The organism is Acidithiobacillus sp. HP-2 (genome assembly GCF_015100155.1).
Lineage (GTDB): Bacteria > Pseudomonadota > Gammaproteobacteria > Acidithiobacillales > Acidithiobacillaceae > Acidithiobacillus.
Genome location: NZ_JACKZA010000003.1, coordinates 197,501 through 218,689, shown reverse-complemented (window position 1 = coordinate 218,689; position 21,189 = coordinate 197,501). Strand labels below are relative to the sequence as shown.

Annotated in this window: 22 protein-coding genes (1 of these 22 running past the window's edge); 12 read left to right on the top strand and 10 right to left on the bottom strand. The window is 54.7% G+C overall.

Annotated features, from left to right (window positions below; genetic code table 11):
* The 5 genes from H7F11_RS03790 to H7F11_RS03770 all read left to right on the top strand — a co-directional run.
* Window positions 1–412: group I truncated hemoglobin (locus H7F11_RS03790; RefSeq protein ID WP_193658003.1), on the top strand; the 412-nt coding region annotated here is incomplete at its 5' end.
* Window positions 413–583: 171 nt separating this feature from the next.
* Complete coding sequence (locus tag H7F11_RS03785; RefSeq protein ID WP_193651603.1) at window positions 584–1,132, top strand: acetate uptake transporter; 549 nt, start codon at window positions 584–586, stop codon at window positions 1,130–1,132.
* 76 nt (window positions 1,133–1,208) lie between these two features.
* The gene (locus H7F11_RS03780) at window positions 1,209–1,547 is read left to right on the top strand and encodes an HU family DNA-binding protein (protein ID WP_227485219.1); all 339 of its coding nucleotides are present in this window, start codon (window positions 1,209–1,211) and stop codon (window positions 1,545–1,547) included.
* Window positions 1,548–1,752: 205 nt separating this feature from the next.
* Entirely contained in the window at window positions 1,753–3,624 is a 1,872-nt protein-coding gene (locus tag H7F11_RS03775) for a LysM peptidoglycan-binding domain-containing protein (RefSeq protein WP_193651604.1), read from the top strand.
* A gap of 19 nt (window positions 3,625–3,643) precedes the next feature.
* Complete coding sequence (locus H7F11_RS03770) at window positions 3,644–4,417, top strand: enoyl-ACP reductase (protein WP_010641534.1); 774 nt, start codon at window positions 3,644–3,646, stop codon at window positions 4,415–4,417.
* An 11-nt stretch (window positions 4,418–4,428) separates the two neighbouring features.
* On the opposite strand, the gene tal is transcribed toward H7F11_RS03770, so the two are convergent.
* A complete protein-coding gene (gene tal / locus H7F11_RS03765) occupies window positions 4,429–5,526 on the bottom strand; it encodes a transaldolase (protein WP_193651802.1) in 1,098 nt (365 codons plus the stop codon).
* A 193-nt stretch (window positions 5,527–5,719) separates the two neighbouring features.
* Between tal and H7F11_RS03760 the strand changes: the two genes are divergently transcribed.
* From H7F11_RS03760 to gloA, 6 genes are all read left to right on the top strand, one after another.
* Entirely contained in the window at window positions 5,720–5,929 is a 210-nt protein-coding gene (locus H7F11_RS03760; RefSeq protein ID WP_010641530.1) for a DUF2892 domain-containing protein, read from the top strand.
* Window positions 5,930–6,040: 111 nt separating this feature from the next.
* Complete coding sequence (locus tag H7F11_RS03755; RefSeq protein WP_193651801.1) at window positions 6,041–7,267, top strand: aspartate kinase; 1,227 nt, start codon at window positions 6,041–6,043, stop codon at window positions 7,265–7,267.
* Window positions 7,267–8,433, top strand: a complete 1,167-nt coding sequence (locus tag H7F11_RS03750) for an aspartate aminotransferase family protein (RefSeq protein WP_193651800.1) — start codon at window positions 7,267–7,269, stop codon at window positions 8,431–8,433. Before H7F11_RS03755 ends, H7F11_RS03750 begins: the two co-directional genes overlap by 1 nt.
* Window positions 8,430–9,368, top strand: coding sequence for an ornithine carbamoyltransferase (argF, locus tag H7F11_RS03745; protein WP_193651799.1), 939 nt, complete (start codon window positions 8,430–8,432; stop codon window positions 9,366–9,368). The genes H7F11_RS03750 and argF overlap by 4 nt, the downstream gene beginning before the upstream one ends.
* Window positions 9,369–10,568, top strand: coding sequence for an argininosuccinate synthase (locus tag H7F11_RS03740; protein ID WP_193651798.1), 1,200 nt, complete (start codon window positions 9,369–9,371; stop codon window positions 10,566–10,568).
* Between the two features lie 48 nt (window positions 10,569–10,616).
* A complete protein-coding gene (gene gloA / locus H7F11_RS03735) occupies window positions 10,617–11,003 on the top strand; it encodes a lactoylglutathione lyase (RefSeq protein WP_193651797.1) in 387 nt (128 codons plus the stop codon).
* 11 nt (window positions 11,004–11,014) lie between these two features.
* On the opposite strand, the gene dnaQ is transcribed toward gloA, so the two are convergent.
* From dnaQ to H7F11_RS03720, 3 genes are read right to left on the bottom strand one after another with little or no spacing between them, the layout of a single operon-like run.
* Window positions 11,015–11,755: a DNA polymerase III subunit epsilon gene (gene dnaQ, locus H7F11_RS03730; RefSeq protein ID WP_193651796.1), complete on the bottom strand. Its 741-nt coding sequence runs from the start codon at window positions 11,753–11,755 to the stop codon at window positions 11,015–11,017.
* Entirely contained in the window at window positions 11,746–12,222 is a 477-nt protein-coding gene (gene rnhA, locus H7F11_RS03725) for a ribonuclease HI (protein WP_193651805.1), read from the bottom strand. The genes dnaQ and rnhA overlap by 10 nt, the downstream gene beginning before the upstream one ends.
* On the bottom strand, window positions 12,222–12,944 hold the full coding sequence (locus H7F11_RS03720) for a class I SAM-dependent methyltransferase (RefSeq protein WP_310513863.1): 723 nt from the start codon (window positions 12,942–12,944) through the stop codon (window positions 12,222–12,224). Before H7F11_RS03720 ends, rnhA begins: the two co-directional genes overlap by 1 nt.
* A 150-nt stretch (window positions 12,945–13,094) precedes the next feature.
* Here H7F11_RS03720 and gloB point away from each other — a divergent pair, with 150 nt between their 5' ends.
* Window positions 13,095–13,847 carry a hydroxyacylglutathione hydrolase gene (gene gloB, locus H7F11_RS03715; RefSeq protein WP_193651795.1) on the top strand — a complete coding sequence of 251 codons (753 nt, stop codon included), beginning with the start codon at window positions 13,095–13,097 and terminating at the stop codon, window positions 13,845–13,847.
* Here the strand turns inward: gloB and H7F11_RS03710 are convergent.
* The 6 genes in view from H7F11_RS03710 to infB are tightly spaced (at most 39 nt apart) and all read right to left on the bottom strand, a layout consistent with a single transcriptional unit that may run on beyond the window.
* Window positions 13,844–15,088 carry a M16 family metallopeptidase gene (locus H7F11_RS03710; RefSeq protein ID WP_227485218.1) on the bottom strand — a complete coding sequence of 415 codons (1,245 nt, stop codon included), beginning with the start codon at window positions 15,086–15,088 and terminating at the stop codon, window positions 13,844–13,846. The two genes, gloB and H7F11_RS03710, sit on opposite strands and share 4 nt — an antisense overlap.
* 17 nt (window positions 15,089–15,105) lie before the next feature.
* Window positions 15,106–17,184, bottom strand: a complete 2,079-nt coding sequence (gene pnp, locus H7F11_RS03705) for a polyribonucleotide nucleotidyltransferase (RefSeq protein WP_193651793.1) — start codon at window positions 17,182–17,184, stop codon at window positions 15,106–15,108.
* Between the two features lie 10 nt (window positions 17,185–17,194).
* A complete protein-coding gene (gene rpsO / locus H7F11_RS03700) occupies window positions 17,195–17,464 on the bottom strand; it encodes a 30S ribosomal protein S15 (RefSeq protein WP_010641513.1) in 270 nt (89 codons plus the stop codon).
* A gap of 39 nt (window positions 17,465–17,503) precedes the next feature.
* Window positions 17,504–18,385: a tRNA pseudouridine(55) synthase TruB gene (truB, locus tag H7F11_RS03695; protein WP_193651792.1), complete on the bottom strand. Its 882-nt coding sequence runs from the start codon at window positions 18,383–18,385 to the stop codon at window positions 17,504–17,506.
* A 2-nt stretch (window positions 18,386–18,387) separates the two neighbouring features.
* Window positions 18,388–18,771 (bottom strand): ribosome-binding factor A, encoded by a 384-nt coding sequence (locus tag H7F11_RS03690; protein WP_193651791.1) that lies wholly within the window; start codon window positions 18,769–18,771, stop codon window positions 18,388–18,390.
* 9 nt (window positions 18,772–18,780) lie between these two features.
* Window positions 18,781–21,189: the 3' portion of a translation initiation factor IF-2 gene (gene infB, locus H7F11_RS03685; protein ID WP_193651790.1), read on the bottom strand. The gene runs 216 nt beyond the window's last position; 2,409 of the gene's 2,625 nt are visible here — the last part of the coding sequence; its start codon lies beyond the right edge, outside the window; it ends in the stop codon at window positions 18,781–18,783.

The following is a 21,189-nucleotide window of genomic DNA, read 5'->3' as shown; positions in this document are numbered from 1 at the left end:
GTTTACGGCTGTTGCCATGATGGGGATTTCGACGGCATCCGCTCAGGATTACTATGCCCAGTACGGCGGCAAGGCCGGTATTACGGCGTTGATCAATACGTTTGTGGGTAATGTGGCTGCAGATCCGCATATCAATTACTACTTTGCACATACCAATATTCCTCACCTGAAGTACGAATTGGTGCAGCAGGTGTGCATGGCGGTGGGTGGTCCCTGCAAGTACACCGGGCTGAGCATGCGAAAAGCCCATGAAGGAATGGGTGTAACAACGGCAGCCTTCAATTATCTGGCTCAGGATATGATGGATGCGATGCAAACCCGAAAGATTCCCATGGCGGCACAGAATTACCTGATTGCCATTCTGGCTTCCATGGAACCGCAAATCGTTACCGCTAACGGCCCATTGGGCTGAACAGAATTAACCGCAATCTGATTAACAGATGAACGGTGAAACGACTCCTCCTCCCTAAGCCTTTCGGGAGTTTCAGGCTCCACAATAGTGGGGCCTTTTTTGGAGGATCGGTAGTGAGTAATATAGTAATAATGGTCGTTTTGACCGCTAAACCACTTAGGAGAGTATAAAATGAAAGATCCAATTGCTATTGGTTTGTTTGGATTTGCCGTTCCGTTGTTTATTATTGGTGCTGTATTTTATGGCATCGTGCCGCTTGCAGGATTAGGTACTTTGCTGGCCCTCTGTTTCGGGTTTGGTGCGGCCGCCATGTATGTAGCGGGTGGTTTCACCTATCAGATGCCCAATTCATATATTGCCACCGTGTTTATTACCTACGGATCATTTTTCCTGAGCTTTGCCATTGCGGCTATCAGCGGCGGTTTGGCGGTGACAATGAAGAGCGCGCCCCAATTATTGATGGTGTGGTTTTGGTTGATGGCCTTGATTACCTTTATTTTCTTTATTGCATCCCTGCGCGCTAACATTGGTCTGGTGTTACTGTTCGGGCTTCTCTGCGCGGCCTTCGTCCTGATGGCTATTTCCGTATCGAACATCGCGGGCTTGCTGTTCATGATCGTTGCGCTGATTGGCTTCTATCTGGCCGCAGTGCATGTCATTAATCCCGTGATGGGCAAAGCGGTATTGCCTGTGGGTAGTCTGGCTCCGAAAAAGGCCTGATGATCTGTTTTGAAGCCGCCGGTGTGAAATCGGTGGCTTCAGGCTGTGAATACGGTAAAAATAAGGTAATATAATTTTGAAAGAAAATCACACTTATTTTATTCCTTCCCGGAAAAAGTCAGGCTGTACTGTTACCAAAGATATAATTGGTCATGATCTTGCTGGCAGAATGGGATTTTCTATTGCTGAGAGCAGATTGGTTGTTTCGTGTTTTTTTAAATTAATAATTCAAACCTTGGCATCTGGAGAAGTTGTCAACTTGTCTGGTTTCGGTAAATTTATTCTTCGTGAAAAGTCTGAGCGTGTTGGGCGTAACCCGAAATCCGGGCTGCCAGCACTGATTTCCGCCAGGCGTGTTGTTGTATTTAAAGCAAGTCAGAAAATTAAAAAACGCTGTTCCTCACATTGTGGATAAAATTCAGTTTGACGATGAGTGCCATGAAATATCCAGCATGATCTTATACCATGCTGATAAAAAATCACTTGCTGATTGGCTGCTGAGGCGTTTGACCAAGACGTTTTAATTTGTTTATTATCCTTTAATTTAATCCAGAATGATGTGCAGGATGGTGTATGCGGGACAATCCATTATGGTTTGAACCCGCCAAGGGAGAAACAGGATGATCAGGCAAATTACCGTCATCGCTACGGTGATGGCGCTGGGAAGTGTACCTATGGCTTGGGCGCAAAGCCAAACCATGGAAACCCCACAGTTGCAGGAATCCTCGGGCACAGATCTTGCGGCAAGCCTTGAGGAAATCAAAACATCCGGTTTGACAAATCCTGAAACCTTGTCCCATGACATGTCGTCTAAAATCAAGCCGTCTGGAACCTACGGCAGTCTTGATCTGACTCTACAACATTTTGAGGCTGCAGGGGCATTCGGTAGTCAGGATCAATCTGGTAACATCTGGACACACATAAATGAAGGGCTCGACCTCAGCAGTGATGTTTCTCAAGTGGCAGTCAAACAGTGGCGCACCTGGTTTTTGCAGCATCAGGGCAAACTCGAAGAAATTCTCGGCAATTCGCGTCCTTTCCTCTATTACGTAGTCAACGCCGTTTCTCAACGCGGCCTGCCCATGGAACTGGCTCTACTGCCTGCCATTGAGAGCGGCTACAATCCTAAAGCCTATTCTCCTGCCGCCGCCGCAGGGCTCTGGCAGTTTGTGCCCGGAACCGCGCGGAGTTTTGGATTGCAAAATACGCGTTACGGGGATCCCCGCCTGAGTCTGACGGCTTCGACCAACGCCGCCCTGGATTACCTGTCTTATTTATACAATTATTTTGGTGGAAACTGGCTCCTGGCGATTGCTGCCTACAATGCCGGACAGGGTACGGTTTCCGCCGCTATCCAGCAAAACGTGGCAGCCGGCCAACCTACCGATTTCTGGGATCTGAATCTTCCCGAACAAACTGAAAATTACGTGGCCGAACTATTGGGTCTTGCCCAGGTCATCAAAAATGCCAAGGCTTACCACGTCAGCCTGCCCTATATTCCCAACACGGCCCACATAGCGGTAGTCACCACCCCTAAATCGGTCGCCCTCAATGTGGCTGCCAATTTGATGAATGTCCCGGTGCGCGAATTGCAGCACCTCAATGCCGGAATCAGTTATGGCGTAGTCCCGGCGGACTATCAGCTTGTAGTTCCCAAGGACAAGGCGGCCACCCTGAAAACAGCGCTGTTGACCATGCCGCAGGAGGCTGCAGCCCAGGCTTTGCCCATCGCACAACCGGCCGTCGCTGCCACACCGGTGGCCCAGCCCGTCACCCAACCTCGGCTCAGCCATTTGACGGTACATCCAGGGAACACCCTGTCACAAATAGCCATGCAGGCCGGGGTCAGTGTTCAGCAGATGAAGCAGTGGAATCATCTGCGCTCCGCGCGTGACCTGCAGGTGGGCCAGCAGCTGGTGGTTTATGGCGGTCATCATCTGGAAAACGCCACTTATAGCCAGCCAGCCAGTCACCGTCTCGTCGTGCACTCCGGAAATACCCTTTCGGGACTGGCGCAGCAGGCTGGCGTCAGCGTTCAGGACCTGATGCGCTGGAATCATATCCATTCGGCCAATGATCTGCAGGTGGGAGAACATCTCACCGTTTACGGAGGTCATGCCACTCCCGTTTATACGGCAGCACGCCGACAGCTGACGGTGCGCCCCGGCGAAAGTCTCTGGCAAATCGCGCAGCGGGCCGGTGTCGGTATCACCGCTATTGCCCATGCGAACCACCTGACCGAGCAATCCGTCATTCATCCGGGTCAGGTCCTGAATATCCCTTCGGAAACCGCCGTAGCGGCTATCAGTGCCCGCCAGGAACGCGCCGCCACCCAGCCGCGCGCAGCGACTTATATTGTTCGCAAAGGCGACACACTCTGGCAAATTGCCCAGCAGTACCATGTGCAACCCAAGTCGCTCATCCAATGGAACCACCTGGCCTCTGCCAGCGACATTCAGCCGGGCTCACGTCTCACTATCTATACACGCTAAGCAGCACACAGGAGGTTTTATGGGTTTCATGACAGGCAAAAAGGCGCTCATCGTTGGCGTAGCCAATGATCGTTCCATTTGTTGGGGAATCGCGCAGGCCATGCATCGTCAGGGAGCCGAAGTGCTGTTGACCTATCAGGGCGAGCGCACCAAAAGTCGGGTGGAAGAACTGGCCGGGCAAATCGGCGCGCCGGAACCCCTGGAACTGGATCTGATGGATGAACAGCAATTGCAGGCGGCCATGGAGCGCGTCCAGTCACTATGGGGTGGCGTCGACATTGGTATCCACGGCGCGGCTTTTGCGCCCAAGGAAGAACTCAGTGGCAGTTATCTGGATGCCACCACCCGCGAAGGCTTCCGTATTGCCCACGAAGTTTCTTCCTACAGCTTCACCGCCATGGCCAAAGCCATGCATCCTTTGATGCAGGGACGCCAAGGCGCTTTACTGGCGCTCAGCTATCTCGGCGCCGAACGGGCCATGGCCAACTACAATGTCATGGGCCTGGCCAAGGCCAGCCTCGAAGCCAGCATTCGTTACCTGGCTTATTCTCTGGGCAGTGATGGCATTCGTGTCAACGCTATTTCCGCAGGTCCCATTCGCACTTTGGCAGCCAGCGGAATCAGTGAATTCCGTAAAATCCTCGACCACTATGCGGAGCATGCTCCCCTCCACCGCAATGTCACCCAGGAAGAAGTGGGCAACACGGCGGCCTTCCTCTGCTCCGACCTTGCCTCAGGCATCACCGGCGAAATTACTTACGTCGATGCCGGCTTCAATACCGTCGGCTTTTAATTCGAAGGCAATCAACCACCACAGGGCATGGCCTTGCCGACCTCCGCCAACATTTCCTCAAAACTTTTGGCGAAGGCGGCCAGCCCTTCCTGCTGTAATTGCTCAGCCACACTGTCCATATGAATACCCAGCGACTCCAGTCCGGCCATGACTGCCTGTGCCGCGTCCAGATCCCCGCTCACCCGATTCGCGATATGGCCATGATCACGCAGCTTGTTCAGGGTTTCATCCGGCAAGGTATTGATCGTTTCCGGCCCCATCAACGGTTCGACATAGAGTAAGTCTGAGTATTCCGGGTTTTTCGTGCTGGTACTGGCCCAAAGCAGATACTGCGGACGCCCACCGGCCTTGGCCAACGCCGCGAAGCCGTCCCCATGGAAGGTCTCCTGATAGACCTTGTAAGCAACCTTGGCCATGGCCACTGCGGCCTTGCCGCGCAAAGCCAGAGCCTCTGCTGTCGCCATTTTTTCGAGCTGCTGATCAACGAGGGTGTCTACCCGTGACAGGAAAAGGCTGGCAACTGCCTTGACCCGGCGGGGGTCGCCGCCTTGTTTTACCCAATGCGCCAAGCCCTGTTGATAAGCCGCAAAAACCTGGTGGACATGTTCCAATCCGAACATGAGGGTGACGTTGACTGAAATACCCTCGCCTACCAGCGTGGACAGTGCCGCAATACCCTGGGGCGTTGCGGGAACCTTGATCAATAAATTGTCACGCTGCACCAATCCCCGCAGACGGCGGGCTTCAGCAACCGTAGCTGCTTCATCATGCGCCAAACGCGGAGATTCCTCCCAGCTCACCCAACCATCATCGCCAGCACTTTCCTGATGCACCGGCTGCAAAAGATCGCAGGCCATCTGCAAATCCTGCAAAACGAGCTGTTCATAAAGTCGCTCGGCAGATTCTGCAGCTTGCCGCAAATCATCCTGATAGTAGGGACTGGAATGAATGGCTTTCTGGAAAATACTGGGATTGGAGGTAACCCCACTGATACCATCTGCGCTGATATATTTTCGGAGAATATCATCGTGAATCAGTGTTCTCGACAAATTATCCAGCCAGATGCTTTGACCCACCTCTTTGTGCAACGCCCGTAAATCTGTTGTCATCCTTCCATCTCCCCGGAAATCACTGCAGAAACCCGTTTGGCTATTCCAGACTGTTCACACGATCCTCTTCATGCAGTTCATTGTAGTTCAAGCCCGGAGAAGATGCTGAGACCATGCACGATTCCCCTATTGCGGCACGGACCGAAGCGGCCTATATTCATACCCAGCACTCTCATTTAAGGACGGCCATATCATGAAAATCATCAAGAACATGAACAGTACCGAGCGTTGGCTGCGCCTTTACTTCGGCGCCATCATTTTTCTCATCTATTTCGTCAACCCCTTTCCCTATCGGGAATGGACTTTTTCGGGGCTTCTCCTCATTGCAACGGGGGTTTTCGGCTATTGCCCGGTGTACTCCTTCCTCAAAAAGACCCGGAAACCGGAAAACCTGTCACAGTAAGCAAGCAGATCTCATAAAAAAGCACCCTGTTGAGGGCTTCTCGCCCCATCCTGTACGAACGCGTCCCAAGGCTTTATGATTTGCCCTTAATTTTTCATAAAATCACTGACAATGGCACTCATCGTACAAAAATTTGGTGGAACATCTGTGGGCAACCCCGAGCGAATTCGCGCGGTTGCCGAAAAAGTCATGGCTACCCATCGGGCCGGGCATCAGGTTGTGGTCGTGGTATCGGCCATGTCTGGCGAGACCGATCGCCTTTTGCAACTGGCGCGAGCCATGGCAGCTCACCCTGCCGAGCGTGAACTGGATACCCTGCTGAGCACCGGAGAACAGGTGACTATTGCCCTGTTGTGCATGGCTTTAGAAGAGATGGGACAAGCAGCCCAGTCTTTTACCGGCACCCAGGTAGCCATTACCACGGACTCTGCCCATACCAAGGCGCGCATTGAACATATTGATGATCACAAAATTCGTTCAGCCCTCGAATCCGGGAAGATCGTAGTGGTTGCCGGTTTTCAGGGCGTCGACCTGCATGGCAATATTACTACTTTGGGACGGGGCGGATCGGATACCACAGCCGTCGCACTGGCTGCTGCCCTGCGCGCCGATGAATGTGATATTTTTACCGATGTAGATGGCATTTACACGACGGATCCGCGCGTGGAGTCGCGAGCGCGGCGTCTTGATCGTATTACTTTTGAAGAAATGCTTGAAATGGCAAGCCTCGGCGCAAAGGTATTGCAGACGCGATCTGTTGAGTTTGCCATGAAGTATAATGTTCCTGTTCGGGTCTTGTCGTCTTTTCAGGATGGGCCCGGCACCCTGGTTACCAATGAGGAAAATTCTGTGGAAGCTCCCCGCGTTTCTGGCATCGCCTTCTCCCGTAACGAAGCCAAACTCACCATGATTGGCGTTCCTGATCACCCCGGTATTGCCTATTCCATTCTGGGACCCGTCTCAGAAGCCAATATCAACGTGGACGTTATCCTGCAGAATATTTCCGAAGCCGGCAAAACAGATTTCACCTTCACGGTGGATCGCAATGAATACGCCCAGGCCAAGGACATTCTGACCAGTGTGGCCAAAAAACTGGATGCAGAAGACGTGCGGGGCGATGACCACATTGTCAAGGTATCCGTAGTGGGCGTCGGCATGCGTTCCCATGCGGGTATTGCCGCCACCATGTTTGCCACCCTGGGCAAGGAAAACATCAATATTCAGATGATTTCCACCTCGGAAATCAAGATTTCTGTGGTCATCGAAGAAAAATATCTGGAACTGGCGGTGCGGGCCCTGCACGCCGCCTTCAACCTGGATGGGGAGGCCCCGGTCTGATGCCACTCATGAACAATTATGCACGCCTGCCCGTGGCTTTCAGCCGGGGAGAGGGCGTGTGGCTTTACGACAGCGAAGGACGGCGTTATCTCGATGCCCTGGCGGGTATTGCGGTAGTGGGTCTGGGTCATTGCCACCCTGCCGTCACCCAGGCCATTCAGTCACAAGCGGGCACCCTGCTGCATACTTCCAATCTTTATCAGATTCCCCTGCAGGAAAAACTGGCCGATAGCCTCTGCCGCCTCAGCGGTCTGGATGCTGCCTTTTTCTGTAACAGTGGCGCTGAAGCCAACGAAGCAGCCATCAAAATGGCGCGCCTCCACGGTCATCAGAAAGGCATTGCCGAACCACAGATTCTGGTATTTACCCAGGCTTTTCATGGCCGCACGCTGGCAGCGCTGACGGCGACGGGTAATTTCCGCATTCAGGAAGGCTTTGCACCGCTGGTACCCGGTTTTGTGCGGGCACCTTATGGCGACAGCAGCACGGTCAGAGGACTGATTGCCGCCAACCCGGCCATTGCTGCCATTCTGGTTGAACCCGTGCAAGGTGAGGGCGGCGTGCGCCCTGCTCCCGAAGGATTTTTAGCGGAGCTGCGCAGCATTTGTGATGCCCACGGACTGCTGCTCATGCTCGACGAAGTCCAAACCGGCATCGGTCGTACTGGCAATTTCTTTGCCTATCAACAGCTTGACGGCGTTGTTCCGGACGTACTCAGCCTGGCCAAAGGTTTGGGAAACGGGGTACCCATTGGCGCCCTGCTTGCCCGCAAAGGGGCAGCTGACCTGTTTGGACCAGGTAAGCATGGGACGACTTTCGGGGGTGGCCCCCTGGTCTGTGCTGCCGCCCAGGCAGTACTCGACACCATGGAAAATGCCAACATTCCTGCTCAGGCGGCCAAAATGGGGGCGCTGTTGCAGCAGAAACTGCGTCATGCCCTGGCGCAGCATCCAGAGGTTCGGGATATACGCGGTATGGGCCTGATGGTCGGTATCGAGCTGGCGCAAAAACCCGAACGTCTGGTAGAGCGGGCTCTGGAAGCAGGCTTACTTATTAATGTCACTGCCGACAAAGTCATTCGTTTATTACCACCCCTCATCATTTCTGAATCGGAAATAGATCTGCTGGTTGCCGGGATCGTCCGACTACTGGAACCCACATCATGAAACCACGTCACTTTCTCAGCCTCGCCGATCTCAGCCAAGCCGAACTGAAGGCCTTGCTGGGCCGTGCCATTGTCCTGAAACAGATGCAGCGCCAGGGTGAACAGTACATGCCCCTTACCGGGCGGACTCTGGCCATGATTTTTGAAAAATCCTCCACCCGGACCCGGGTTTCCTTTGAGACGGGTATGACGCAGCTGGGTGGGCATGCCCTTTTCCTCTCGCCACGCGACACTCAACTGGGTCGCGGAGAAAGCATTGAAGACACCGCCCGGGTGATTTCCCGGATGGTAGACATGGTCATGATCCGCACTTTCAGTCATGGCAACCTCAAACACTTTGCCGCTGCCTCCAGAGTGCCTGTCATCAATGGTCTTTCCGATGACCACCACCCCTGCCAGTTGCTTGCCGATCTCATGACCGTCACCGAACACTGGGGCACACTGGAAGGACGGAGAGTTGCCTATGTAGGAGATGGAGCCAACAACATGGCCCATTCCTGGATGGAGGCCGCACGCATTTTCAATTTCAGCCTGCGTATCGGTAGCCCTGCCCCCTATGCCCCCAGCGCCGACATGCTGGCAACCGGGGGAGAATATGTCACCGTCCTCCACGATCCTGTTTCAGCAGTGGAAGGTGCCGATCTGGTTGTAACGGATGTCTGGACCAGCATGGGCCAGGAACAGGAGGCCGAGCAGCGCCGCGCCATTCTTCAGGATTTTCAGGTGAATCACGCCCTCATGGCTGCTGCTGCGCCTGGCGCTTTGTTCATGCACTGCCTTCCGGCACATCGCGGAGAAGAAGTCAGCGCAGATATTATGGATGGTCCCCTTTCTGTCGTCTGGGAAGAGGCGGAAAATCGCCTGCACGCCCAGAAGGCGCTCATGGAATTTTTATTTGGCATCGGCCCTGTGGCCGCTTTGCAAGGAGCTTCTTAAATGGTCAAAAAAGTCGTTCTCGCTTATTCAGGGGGTCTTGATACCTCGGTCATCCTCAAATGGCTGCAAGATCAATATCAATGTGATGTCGTCACCTTTACGGCAGATATCGGTCAGGGTGAAGAAGTGGAACCAGCCCGTATCAAGGCAGAAAAGCTCGGTGCCAAGGAAATATTCATTGACGACCTCCGTCAGGAATTTGTCCGCGATTATGTATTTCCCATGTTTCGCGCCAATACCATTTATGAGGGGGAATACCTGCTGGGGACTTCCATTGCACGGCCCCTTATCGCCAAGCGCATGGTGGAAATTGCCGCCGAAGTAGGTGCTGATGCCGTTGCGCATGGAGCCACCGGCAAGGGCAACGATCAGGTCCGCTTTGAACTGGGTGCTTACGCCCTGAACCCGGCCATTCAGGTCATTGCTCCCTGGCGGGAATGGGACCTGAACTCCCGTGAAAAGCTCCTCAAGTATGCTGAAAAACATGGTATTCCCGTGGAAAAACACGGTAAAAAATCACCCTACTCCATGGATGCCAATCTTCTCCATATTTCCTATGAAGGCGGCATTCTGGAAGATCCCTGGGCGGAGGCCGAAGAGAGCATGTGGCGCTGGACTACAGCGCCTGAGAAAGCACCCCATCAACCCCGCTATCTGGAAATCACCTATGCCCATGGTGATCCCATCGCGGTGGACGGTGAAGCCCTGAATCCTGAGCAATTACTGGCGCACCTCAATACCGTAGGTGGCGAGCATGGCGTTGGCCGTCTGGATATTGTCGAGAACCGTTATGTGGGCATGAAGTCGCGGGGCTGCTATGAAACGCCTGGTGGCAACATCTTGCTCAAGGCCCATCGCGCCATAGAATCCATCACCCTTGATCGGGAAGTCGCCCATCTCAAGGATGAACTGATGCCGCGCTATGCCAGCATTGTCTACAATGGCTTCTGGTGGAGTCCGGAACGCCGCGCTCTGCAGACCCTGATCGACCAGACCCAGCGTCTGGTGAGCGGCGTGGTTCGCGTCAAGCTCTATAAGGGAACCTGCAGTGTAGTCGGCCGCAAATCTCAGGAAAGCCTGTTTGATCCCCGCATTGCCACCTTTGAAGATGATGCTGGCGCCTATAATCAGAAAGATGCAGAAGGGTTCATCAAACTCAACGCACTGCGTCTGCGGATTGAAAAACGCTTGCAGGGGTAATACATCTCTGGACAAAAACCGTACAGTAACCTGTGCAAGGAGAGTCAAATGCGTCTTTTACATACCATGCTGCGGGTGGGTGATTTGGATCGCTCCATCCAGTTTTATACGGAAGTCCTCGGCATGCATCTGTTACGCCGCAAAGATTATCCCGAAGGCAAGTTTACCCTCGCTTTTGTGGGCTATCAGGAAGAAAGCGCCGGTGCCGTCATTGAACTGACCTACAATTGGGGCGTAGATCATTACACACTCGGTGATGCCTTCGGGCATATTGCCCTGGAAGTGGAAAATGCCGCTGCGGCTTGCGAGGCCATTCGTGGGCGGGGTGGCAAAGTGGTGCGCGAAGCAGGACCCATGAAACACGGCAGTACCATCATTGCCTTTGTGGAAGATCCTGACGGTTACCGCATCGAGCTCATTGAGCACAAACAATAAGTTACAGCGATTTATGGCGCATTCCATAGAGCTTTTCCGCCCATGTCCTCTAAATATTGGGCATGCAGGGCGGTTTCTTCCGCAGAGGCGCGAATAACCCGCAATCGCGGCCGCCCTGCCGCCGTGCTGCTGTTGAATTGAGCAATTTGCACAGAAGCCCCGGTAGAAGTCGCAGGATCCCGGCAAGATTCCGTTCCTGAGGGCTCCTCTGAAGCATTCAACAAGCCCATCATATCCACCTGCCCCCCCGTCATGCCGAGGTAGACCTTGGCCAGGATTTCGCAATCCAGCAAAGCGCCGTGCAGCTCACGGTGACTATTGTCCACATTATATCGTCGGCACAGGCTGTTCAGGTCATTTTTCTGCCCGGGATGACGACGACGGGCATCCACCAAGGTATCCAGCACTTTATGATTCAGAGGCATTTTTTCTATTTTTCCGAGTTCATGGTTCAAAAAACCCAGATCAAAGGGCGCATTGTGAATGATCAGCTCTGCATCACCCAGATAGTTCAGAAAATTCTCAGCCACTTCGGCGAATAATGGTTTATCCGCAAGAAACGCATCGCTGAGGCCATGCACGCGCAGGGCTTCGGGATCACTGCTGCGCTGGGGGTTGAGGTACTGCTGGTAATTATTCCCCGTCAAACGGCGATCCAGCAACTCTACCGCGCCAATTTCAATGACCCGATGACCCTGTTTCCAGTCAATACCAGTCGTTTCTGTATCCAGCACCACCTGTCTTAAAGCCATCCTTCCCCCTCTTCGCGCTGCTGGTGCGCGCCGTACTGATCCATGACCTGATTCAACAGGGCATCGACCTTTTCATTTTCCGCATGACCAGAGTGTCCGCGGACCCATTCCCATTCTACCTCATGGGGAGCAGAGGCTTTTACCAGAAGCTCCCAGATATCCTGATTTTTGACTGGATCCCCACCCGCCGTGCGCCAGCCGCGCCGTTGCCAACCTGGCAACCACTGGGTCATACCATCACGCAAATAACGGGAATCACTGATCACGCGGACCCGGGTTGGACGTTTCAGGGCTTCGAGACCGCGCAGAGCCGCTGTCAATTCCATGCGGTTGTTGGTGGTTTCCGGTTCAAATCCCCAGAGCACCTTCTCCTGTGTTTCGCGCCGCAACCAGGCACCCCAGGCCCCGATGCCGGGATTACCCCGGCAACCCCCATCCGTAAACAATTCCACAATTTTATCCGTCATCATCCCAGCTCCGAGTGATCATAAGCTGCCGGGGCTTCAGAGCTGACTTTACGACGCTCCCGACGCATTTTTACGGGCGTAGCCAAGCCGACCAAGGGTCGCTCAGGGTCACGGCGTTGGGCCAGCAATAAATAAGCGTTTGCACCCGCCGGCCACCAGCGGTCACCCACGAGCTCCATCCATTGTGCATTTTTTTCCAAACCCGGCAGGGTGTACTGAAAGTAGCGCCCCTCTTTCAGTATAAAATCCTGATTTTCGAGCAGGGTACGCAACTTCCCTAAGGGCAGAAAGGGACGACGCCAGGGCCAGGCCCGATCCCGCCGCCATAAACGCCAGCGGCGCATGAAGCTCAAGCTCCCCCCGGGATTAAAATCCATGATCAATACATGACCTTCAGGGCGCAGCACCCGCCAGCATTCGTCCAGCACCGCTTCAGGATCACCCATTCGACTCAAACAAAAGGGAACAATAACCAGATCAAAGCGCATGGGCGCAAAGGGCATATCCGGACAGGCCCCGCAAACCTGCAAATAAGCTTCCGGTGGCAATGCGGCGCCATCATTCAGCAACACCCAGGTTCGCTCTGTGCCTGGAGGCATTCCCCAGAACAGCGGTTGCCCCAGTTGCAAAACCGTTTCCGGCTGCAAACGCTCAATCCAGCGTGGGAGAATATCTCGAGCCCGATCCAGCAGCAGACGTCCGGCACCACTATCCCACCACACGGCAGCCCGTTGTTCTTGCGGCCGGCTAAGACGTCCCCGCCCCGGCATTTCAGTAAAACCGCTTCAACATGACAAAAAACCCAAGTGTGCGTGACCCCAACCAACTCCCATAGTAGGCTTATGGTAACCCGCTTGCCCTGAGAACCAAACATGTCTGTGCATTTCATTCCTGCATTTGCGGATAACTACATTTATGTGCTGGAAAGCAGCGCCGGTGTCTGGGTTGTCGATCCCGGCGACGCCGAACCGGTTTTTCAATGGCTTGCGCCCAGACAGATGGTGCCGACGGCGATACTCTGCACGCATCATCATGCCGATCATACAGGGGGCGTAGCTGCCCTCGCCGACCATTTCCGCATTCCTGTCTACGGTGCCAATAAGCGGATACCCGCCCTGACCCATCCCGTTGCTGCCGGAAAACTGGCCATTGGCTCCGCAGAAATCCAGGTCATGGAAGTTCCGGGTCATACCCGGGATCACATCGCTTATGTCTGGAATGCGTCTCTGTTTTGCGGAGACACACTTTTTGCTGCCGGCTGCGGACGGCTCTTTGAAGGCACTCCCGAGATGTTGTTCCATAGCTTACAGCAGCTTGCCGCGCTTCCTCCGGAGACAGCGGTGTACTGCGCCCACGAATATACCCGGAATAATTTGCGTTTTGCAGCTTTGGTGGATCCTGGCAACCCGGTTATTCGGGATAGACAAATACAAGCCCAAAAGCAGCGCGAGCGTGGACAACCCACCTTGCCGTCAAGCATTGCTCTGGAACGCGCCAGCAATCCTTTTCTGCGCTGTGCTGATCCTGCGCTGATTGCCAGTGCCCGGCACTTTGACCCCCTCAGCGGCGGCACGGCATTATCTGTATTTACCGCTTTGCGACGCTGGAAGGACCAGTTTTCCTAAGTCTTGCGGCGTGAGGGTAAGCAGCTCATTTCCAGGCGTTGTTCCCAGGCTTCGCGCAAAACCCGACGTACGGCTTCTGCGTCCACAAGCTCCAGTTTCTGCAAGGATTGTTCTGCCGAATGCAGGCGGCCCAGATAAAGCCACTGGCGAGCCAGCCGACTCATGCGCACTTCGGCATCTTCCTGCCCGAGCAACAACTGAATCCGCAAGCTGCGTTTTGCCCAGAGCATATCGCTCGAACCGGGTCCCTCACTCAGCAATTTAGTCAGCACTTCGGACATCGCCTTGCCGGCTTCATGGGCCTTATCTTCCGGGGTGGCTACATACAGGGACCATTCGCCACAGTCGCGCAAAGCATCCAGATGGGAAAATACCTGATACGCCAATCCGCGCCTTTCCCTGAGTTCCCGGAATAAATAAGAGGCGGTGCCTCCCCCCAGAATGGCATTGGCCACAACATGGGCGAGATAGTCTTCTGATTCGACGGAACAAGCTGGCGCCATCCAGACCAAATGCGCCTGACGGGCTTCTGAACGGCGCAGACTTTTTTTACCAAGCTGAAAGCGGGGGGGCAAGCCATTTTGCGGGGGGGCCGGACGACGCGTTTCGGGAAAGGCATGCTGCACCCATCCACACAAACGCTCATGATCCACAGCACCAACAGCCGTAACAATCAGGGGCGATTCGGCCAAAACCCGCTCGTGATAGGCCTGTATGCGTTTACGGCTGGCAGCACGAATACAGCTGGCCTTGCCCAACACGGGCCAGGCCAGGGGGTGCTCTCCCCATATTTCCAATAAGGCCCGTTCCTGTACCCAGTCCTCCAGGTCCTCGGCAGCCATGGCGGCTTCCTGGGCGACCACCTGTTTTTCCAGACGTAAATCCGCGTGATCAAAACGTGGGTGCGTGAGCATTTCACTGAGCAGCACAAAAGCTTCCTGAGCATCCTCGGCCAGCACCGTGCCATGGAAAACAGTACTCTCACGATCGGTGAACGCATTGATGGTCCCGCCCAGGGATTCCATCGCTGCATTCAGTGCATCTCCATCTCTTTTGGTACTGCCCTTGAAGAGCATGTGTTCCAGGAGATGGGCAAAACCGTTTTCATCTGCAGCCTGATCACGGCTACCATTTCCCAAGGTCAGGGACAGGGCCACGCTTTGGCGACCCGGCAACCTTTCGCTGAGAACGACTACGCCGTTATCCAGCGTGCTTACCGAAGCTTCGATATTTTTTGTCAAAACCGCCAAATCCAGAATTACTGGGTAATGTCCTTCATGCTGAGCTTGATTTTGCCCTGACGATCAACTTCCAGAACTTTCACCCGCACTGCCTGCCCTTCCTTGAGGTAGTCGTGGACATCACTGACCCGTTCGCTGCTGATCTGGGAAATGTGCAGCAGACCATCACGGCCCGGAAGAATGGTGACAAAAGCACCAAAGTCCATGATTTTGGCTACTTTTCCATCATATATGGTATCTACTTGCACTTCCGCCGTCAGCAGTTCAATCCGCCGACGGGCAGCAGCACCGGCTTCGCTGTCCACCGTGGCAATGGTGACCGTACCATTATCCTGAATATCAATGGCAGCACCAGTTTCTTCCGTCAAGGCGCGAATGACTTTGCCGCCCGGCCCGATGACATCACGGATTTTGTCCGGGTTGATGTGTATGGTAATAATGCGCGGGGCATTATCCGAAAGTTCGACGCGGCCTTTTTCGAGTACTGCATTCATCAGACCCAGAATATGAAGACGTCCGGCGTGGGCCTGTTTTAGGGCTGCAGCCATGATTTCACGGGTAATACCGTCAATTTTGATATCCATCTGCAGGGCAGTGACACCCTGTTCGGTACCCGCCACCTTGAAATCCATGTCACCCAGATGATCTTCATCACCCAGGATATCGGTCAGGACAGCAAAACGCTCACCTTCCTTGATCAGTCCCATGGCGACTCCGGCAACGGGGGCCTTCAACGGAACACCGGCATCCATCAGGGCCAATGAAGCGCCGCACACCGTCGCCATACTGGAAGATCCATTGGACTCCAGCACTTCTGAAACCACCCGCAGGCTGTAGGGAAATTCGCTGGGCTCAGGCAACACTGCGGCTACTGCCCGTTTTGCCAGACGACCGTGACCAATTTCACGGCGTTTGGGTGACCCCACCATGCCCGTTTCGCCGGTGGAAAATGGCGGGAAATTATAATGGAGCATGAAGCGATCACGACTTTCTCCCTGAAGAGCGTCGATAATCTGCTCATCGCCCTTGGTTCCCAAAGTTGCGACGACCAGAGCCTGGGTTTCACCCCGGGTAAACAGGGCCGAACCATGGGTGCGAGGTAAAACCCCCGCCTCAATCGTAATGGGTCGCACGGTCTTGGTGTCCCGCCCATCAATGCGCGGCGCACCATCCAGAATCCGCCCCCGGACAATACCGGTTTCGATTTTTTTAACAAAACCACGCACCATGTCTGCCAGCTGCGCATCTTCTGCGGCTAATTCTGCAACCATGTGCTGCTGAATTTCTTCAAGCTTTTTACTACGCACCTGTTTTTCTACCAACGAGTAGGCTTCCTGCAGCAAGCCCGAAGCCTTGGCCTGCACCTGCTGACCCAAAGCCTCATCGGCTACGGGTGCCACCCAGTTCCAGCTGGTCTTACCCACTTCATGGGCCAGGGCCTCAATAGCCTCAATGACCGGCTGGAATCCGGCGTGCCCAAACATGACGGCCTCAAGCATCACTTCTTCAGACAGTTGCTGGGCTTCTGATTCCACCATCAACACCGCATTACGGGTTCCGGCCACGACCAGATCCAACTGCGATTCAGCCAATTGGGCAGCGCTGGGATTCAGGACATATTGTCCATTGACGTAACCCACCCGAGCGCCCCCAATAGGACCTCTGAACGGAATACCGGAAATCGCCAAGGCTGCCGAAGCACCAAGCATCGCCAGAATGTCCGGGTCATGATCGCGATCCACAGAAAGAACCGTGGCGATGACCTGCACTTCATTCATGAATCCTTTGGGAAACAAGGGACGGATGGGTCGATCAATCAGTCGCGAGGTCAGGGTTTCTTTTTCAGTTGGCCGACCTTCGCGCTTGAAGAAGCCCCCCGGAATTTTACCGGCAGCATAGGCTTTTTCCTGATAATTGACCGTCAAGGGAAAGAAGTCCTGACCGGGTTTCATTTCACGACGGCCAACGGCCGTCACCAGAACCACTGTGTCGCCACTGGAAACCAGTACCGCCCCATCAGCCTGACGCGCCATACGTCCTGTTTCCAGGTGCAGGGGCTGTCCGCCGAAATCCAACTCTTTCCGAATGATGGCCAAAACCTTCTCCTTACTTACGCAGACCCAGACGCTCAATCAGCGAACGATACCGATTCACATCACGCTTTTTGAGGTAGTCCAGCAGCTTGCGGCGTTGGCCCACCATTTTCAGCAATCCTTGACGGGAATGATGATCATGCTTGTTAATTTTGAAATGATCAGCCAATCCTTCAATACGAGTGGTCAAAAGTGCGACCTGCACTTCGGGAGAACCCGTATCTCCAGCATGGGTAGCATAACCCTGAACAACATCTGCTTTGACTTCACGCGACAGCGACATAAATTCTTCTCCTCGGAACTTCTAAAAAAACAATACTCCCTAGTTTACGCTCATGAGGCGGCGTGGCGCCACCTTTCCGTCGTCCATGACCTCTCCCAGACCGAGAAACTGCGCACCCGGTCCGTAAAGGCGAATACGTCCCAGAGAAGGTGCATGTGCCACCACCACACCCTGCCCCTGACGCAAATAATAAGCGGTGTTCTCCGTCAGGGTGACGGCGGGCAGATACTCCAGTGCCAGATCCATCGCCTTTAACGGACATTCACCCTGTTTCTGCTGCTCTGCCAACGCTTCCAGAGTAAATGCATCCTCGATCCTGAATGGCCCTGTGCTCGTTCGTCGCAACGCTTCGACATGAGCCCCACAATCCAAGGCCGCGCCCAAATCCATCGCCAGACTGCGAATGTAGGTACCTTTGGAACAATCCACATCCATGACCAGGCGATTCCCGGTGAACTCTACCAGGCGCAAACCGTCAATGCGCACCTGACGCGGCGCCCTTTCCACCTCAATCCCTTTACGCGCCAGCTCGTACAAAGGCTTGCCACCCTGCTTGATGGCCGAGTACATAGGGGGAATCTGGGCAATTTCTCCCAGAAAACGCGGGAGCATGGCTTCAATATCGGCACGCTCTACCGTGACCGCTTTTTCTTCCAGAATTTCACCCTCACGATCACCCGTGCTGGTTGTCTGTCCCAGCCGCAGGGTCGCCCGGTAGGACTTGTCGGCATTCAGAATATAATCAGAGACTTTGGTCGCCTCGCCAAAGAGCAGGACCAGCAGCCCAGTGGCGATGGGATCCAGGCTGCCGGTATGTCCCGCTTTTTTGATCCCCATAATCCGCTTGGCGCGCTGCAGGGTCGCGTTGGAGGTTAAACCCTCCGGCTTATCGAGCAACAACAAGCCATGCTGACAGGTCATGATCACGCTTCCTCATCCGCAGCGGGCGGCAAATGCGCCAGAATTTCTGCCATTTCAGCACCCCGATCAAAGCGCGCATCATAAACAAAGTGCAATGGCGGAATCCGCCGCAAGGCCAGCCGCTTCCCCAGTATCTGACGCATTTCTCCCGCCCGGGCATTGAGGATCTGTCGGACCGCAGCGGCGCGCCCGGGACCATCCATCAGGGAAAAGAAAACGGTTGCCGAACGCATGTCAGCAGGCAAGTCGACCATCGTTATGCTGGGCGGCAAGAGCGCCAGATCAGCAGGAAGGCCATGCAACTCGCGCAACAGCGCGGCAATTTCTTCACGGAGCAGGTGAGAAACCCTGGCGCCGCGCGGATAAGCACGATGAGTATGCTGCAATGCCAACTCCTAGACCGTACGCGCGACTTCAGTGGTTTCGTAGGCTTCAATGATATCCCCGTTTTTGAGGTCATTGTAATTGCGCAGACCGATACCACACTCGAAACCTTCCCGGACTTCCTTGGCATCATCCTTGAAGCGGCGCAAGGAATCCATTTCACCGCTGTGGATGACCACGTCCTGACGCAGCACGCGGACCTTGGCATTACGGCGAACAACACCATCGATGACCATACAGCCGGCAATAGTACCCACTTTGGGAACCCGGAATGTTTCGCGGACCTCAGCATGACCAATGATTTTTTCACGGATTTCCGGTGCCAGCATGCCACTCATGGCGGCTTTGACTTCATCCACGGCATCATAAATCACGCTGTGATAACGTACATCTACACCGGTACTTTCTATGAGGCGACGGGCCTGAGCTTCCGCCCGTACATTAAAGCCGATAAGCACCGCTTGCGAAGCTGCCGCCAGATTCACATCCGATTCGGTAATACCTCCCACACCCGCGTGAATCACGGTCACTTTTACTTCAGATGTGGAAAGGCGTTCCAGCGTCGTACTCAGTGCTTCCACCGAGCCTTGCACGTCAGCCTTGATCAACAGATTCAACTGCTGCAACTGACCGTCTGCCGCAGCTTCGAAAAGACTTTCCAGGGAAGCCTTCTGGTTTTTGGCAAGACGCACATCGCGGAACTTGCCCTGACGGAACAGCGCGACTTCACGAGCCTTGCGTTCATCGGCCACTACCACGACCTCGTCACCCGCATGGGGAACATCACTGAGGCCAAGAACTTCAGCTGGCAACCCGGGGCCTACTTCCTGCGTACTTTGTCCGGCATCATTGACCAGCGCTTTCACGCGCCCAAACTGGGCTCCCGCCAGGAGCATATCCCCAGCATGCAGGGTACCCTGCCGAACCAGTACCGTGGCCACTACACCCCGACCCCGATCAAGACGGGACTCAATGACCACACCCTTGGCCGGACCATTACTCTGCACATCCAGTTCGAGCATTTCCGCCTGCAACAGGATCGCATCCAGGAGATCATCAATATGCAGACCCGCCTTGGCCGAAACATTCACAAACTGCGCGTCTCCACCCCATTCTTCAGGAACCACCTCATGACCTGCCAACTCCTGTCGGATCCGTTCAGGGTCCACTCCGGGTTTGTCGATCTTGTTGACGGCCACAACAATCGGCACATGTGCCGCCTTGGCATGATGGATGGCTTCAATGGTTTGCGGCATCACACCGTCATCTGCCGCCACTACCAGAACGACAATATCGGTAGCCTGAGCACCTCGGGCCCGCATGGCGGTAAAGGCCTCATGACCTGGCGTATCCAGAAAAGTCACCATGCCTTTGGGCGTTTCCACATGATAAGCACCAATATGCTGGGTGATTCCTCCTGCTTCCCCACTGGCTACCTGCGCCGAACGAATCCGGTCCAGCAGTGAGGTTTTACCATGGTCCACATGCCCCATTACCGTGACCACGGGGGGCCGTCTGCCAATAATCGGGGTCTCCGAACTGTCTTCATCCATCAGGAAGGCTTCGGGACTGGTCATGGCAACCATCTTGACCTTATGACCTAATTCTTCAACGACAATAGCCGCCGTTTCCTGGTCAATCACCTGATTGATGGTCGCCATCACACCCATTTTCATCATGGCCTTGATGACATCCGTAGCCTTGATCGCCATGCGGCTGGCCAGCTCACCCACCGTAATGGTTTCGGGGACGGCCACTTCGCGGATCACCGGTGCCATGATGGCTTCATTACCCATCTGCGCACCGCGATTCCGGTTTTTCTTGTCTCCGGGTTTGCGCCGACGCGCTAAAGCATCGGCATTACCACCCTCTTCATTACGACGCGGACCACGTCGTCCGGCACCGGAACGATCATCCTCTGCGCGACCTGCCGGGCCTGCTTTTTTTCCACGCGGCGGGGCCGATGGTGCTTTAGCCGGGGCAGTTGCTGCGGGACGCTGGCGTTCGCTGACTGGGGCACGGTTACGATCCGGTACCGTAGCGCGTTCGCTATGGGCACGGGCAGCAGTCTGACGTTCAGCGCCTGGCGCTTTTAGTTCCACTGTCGGTATAGCTTCGGGAGTTGTCACCACGGGTTGCGCTACCGATTCTACCGCTTCGGGAGCAGCTTGCTGGGCAACAGGAGCGGCTGAGTCCTGGACAGTTTCCGTGACGGCCACGTCAACGGAGCTCGCCAGCGTCGTTTCGATCTCGGGGGTAGACGGCTCGACGGCTTTGACCGGCTCAGCAACCGGAGTTTCCGCAACCGGCAGCTGTTCTAACGGTTCATCTAAGGTCACCTCACGTTTGACGTAGGTTCTTTTACGCCGGACCTCCACCTGCACCGTACGGGATTTTCCCGCGCCGACTGACTGCTTGAT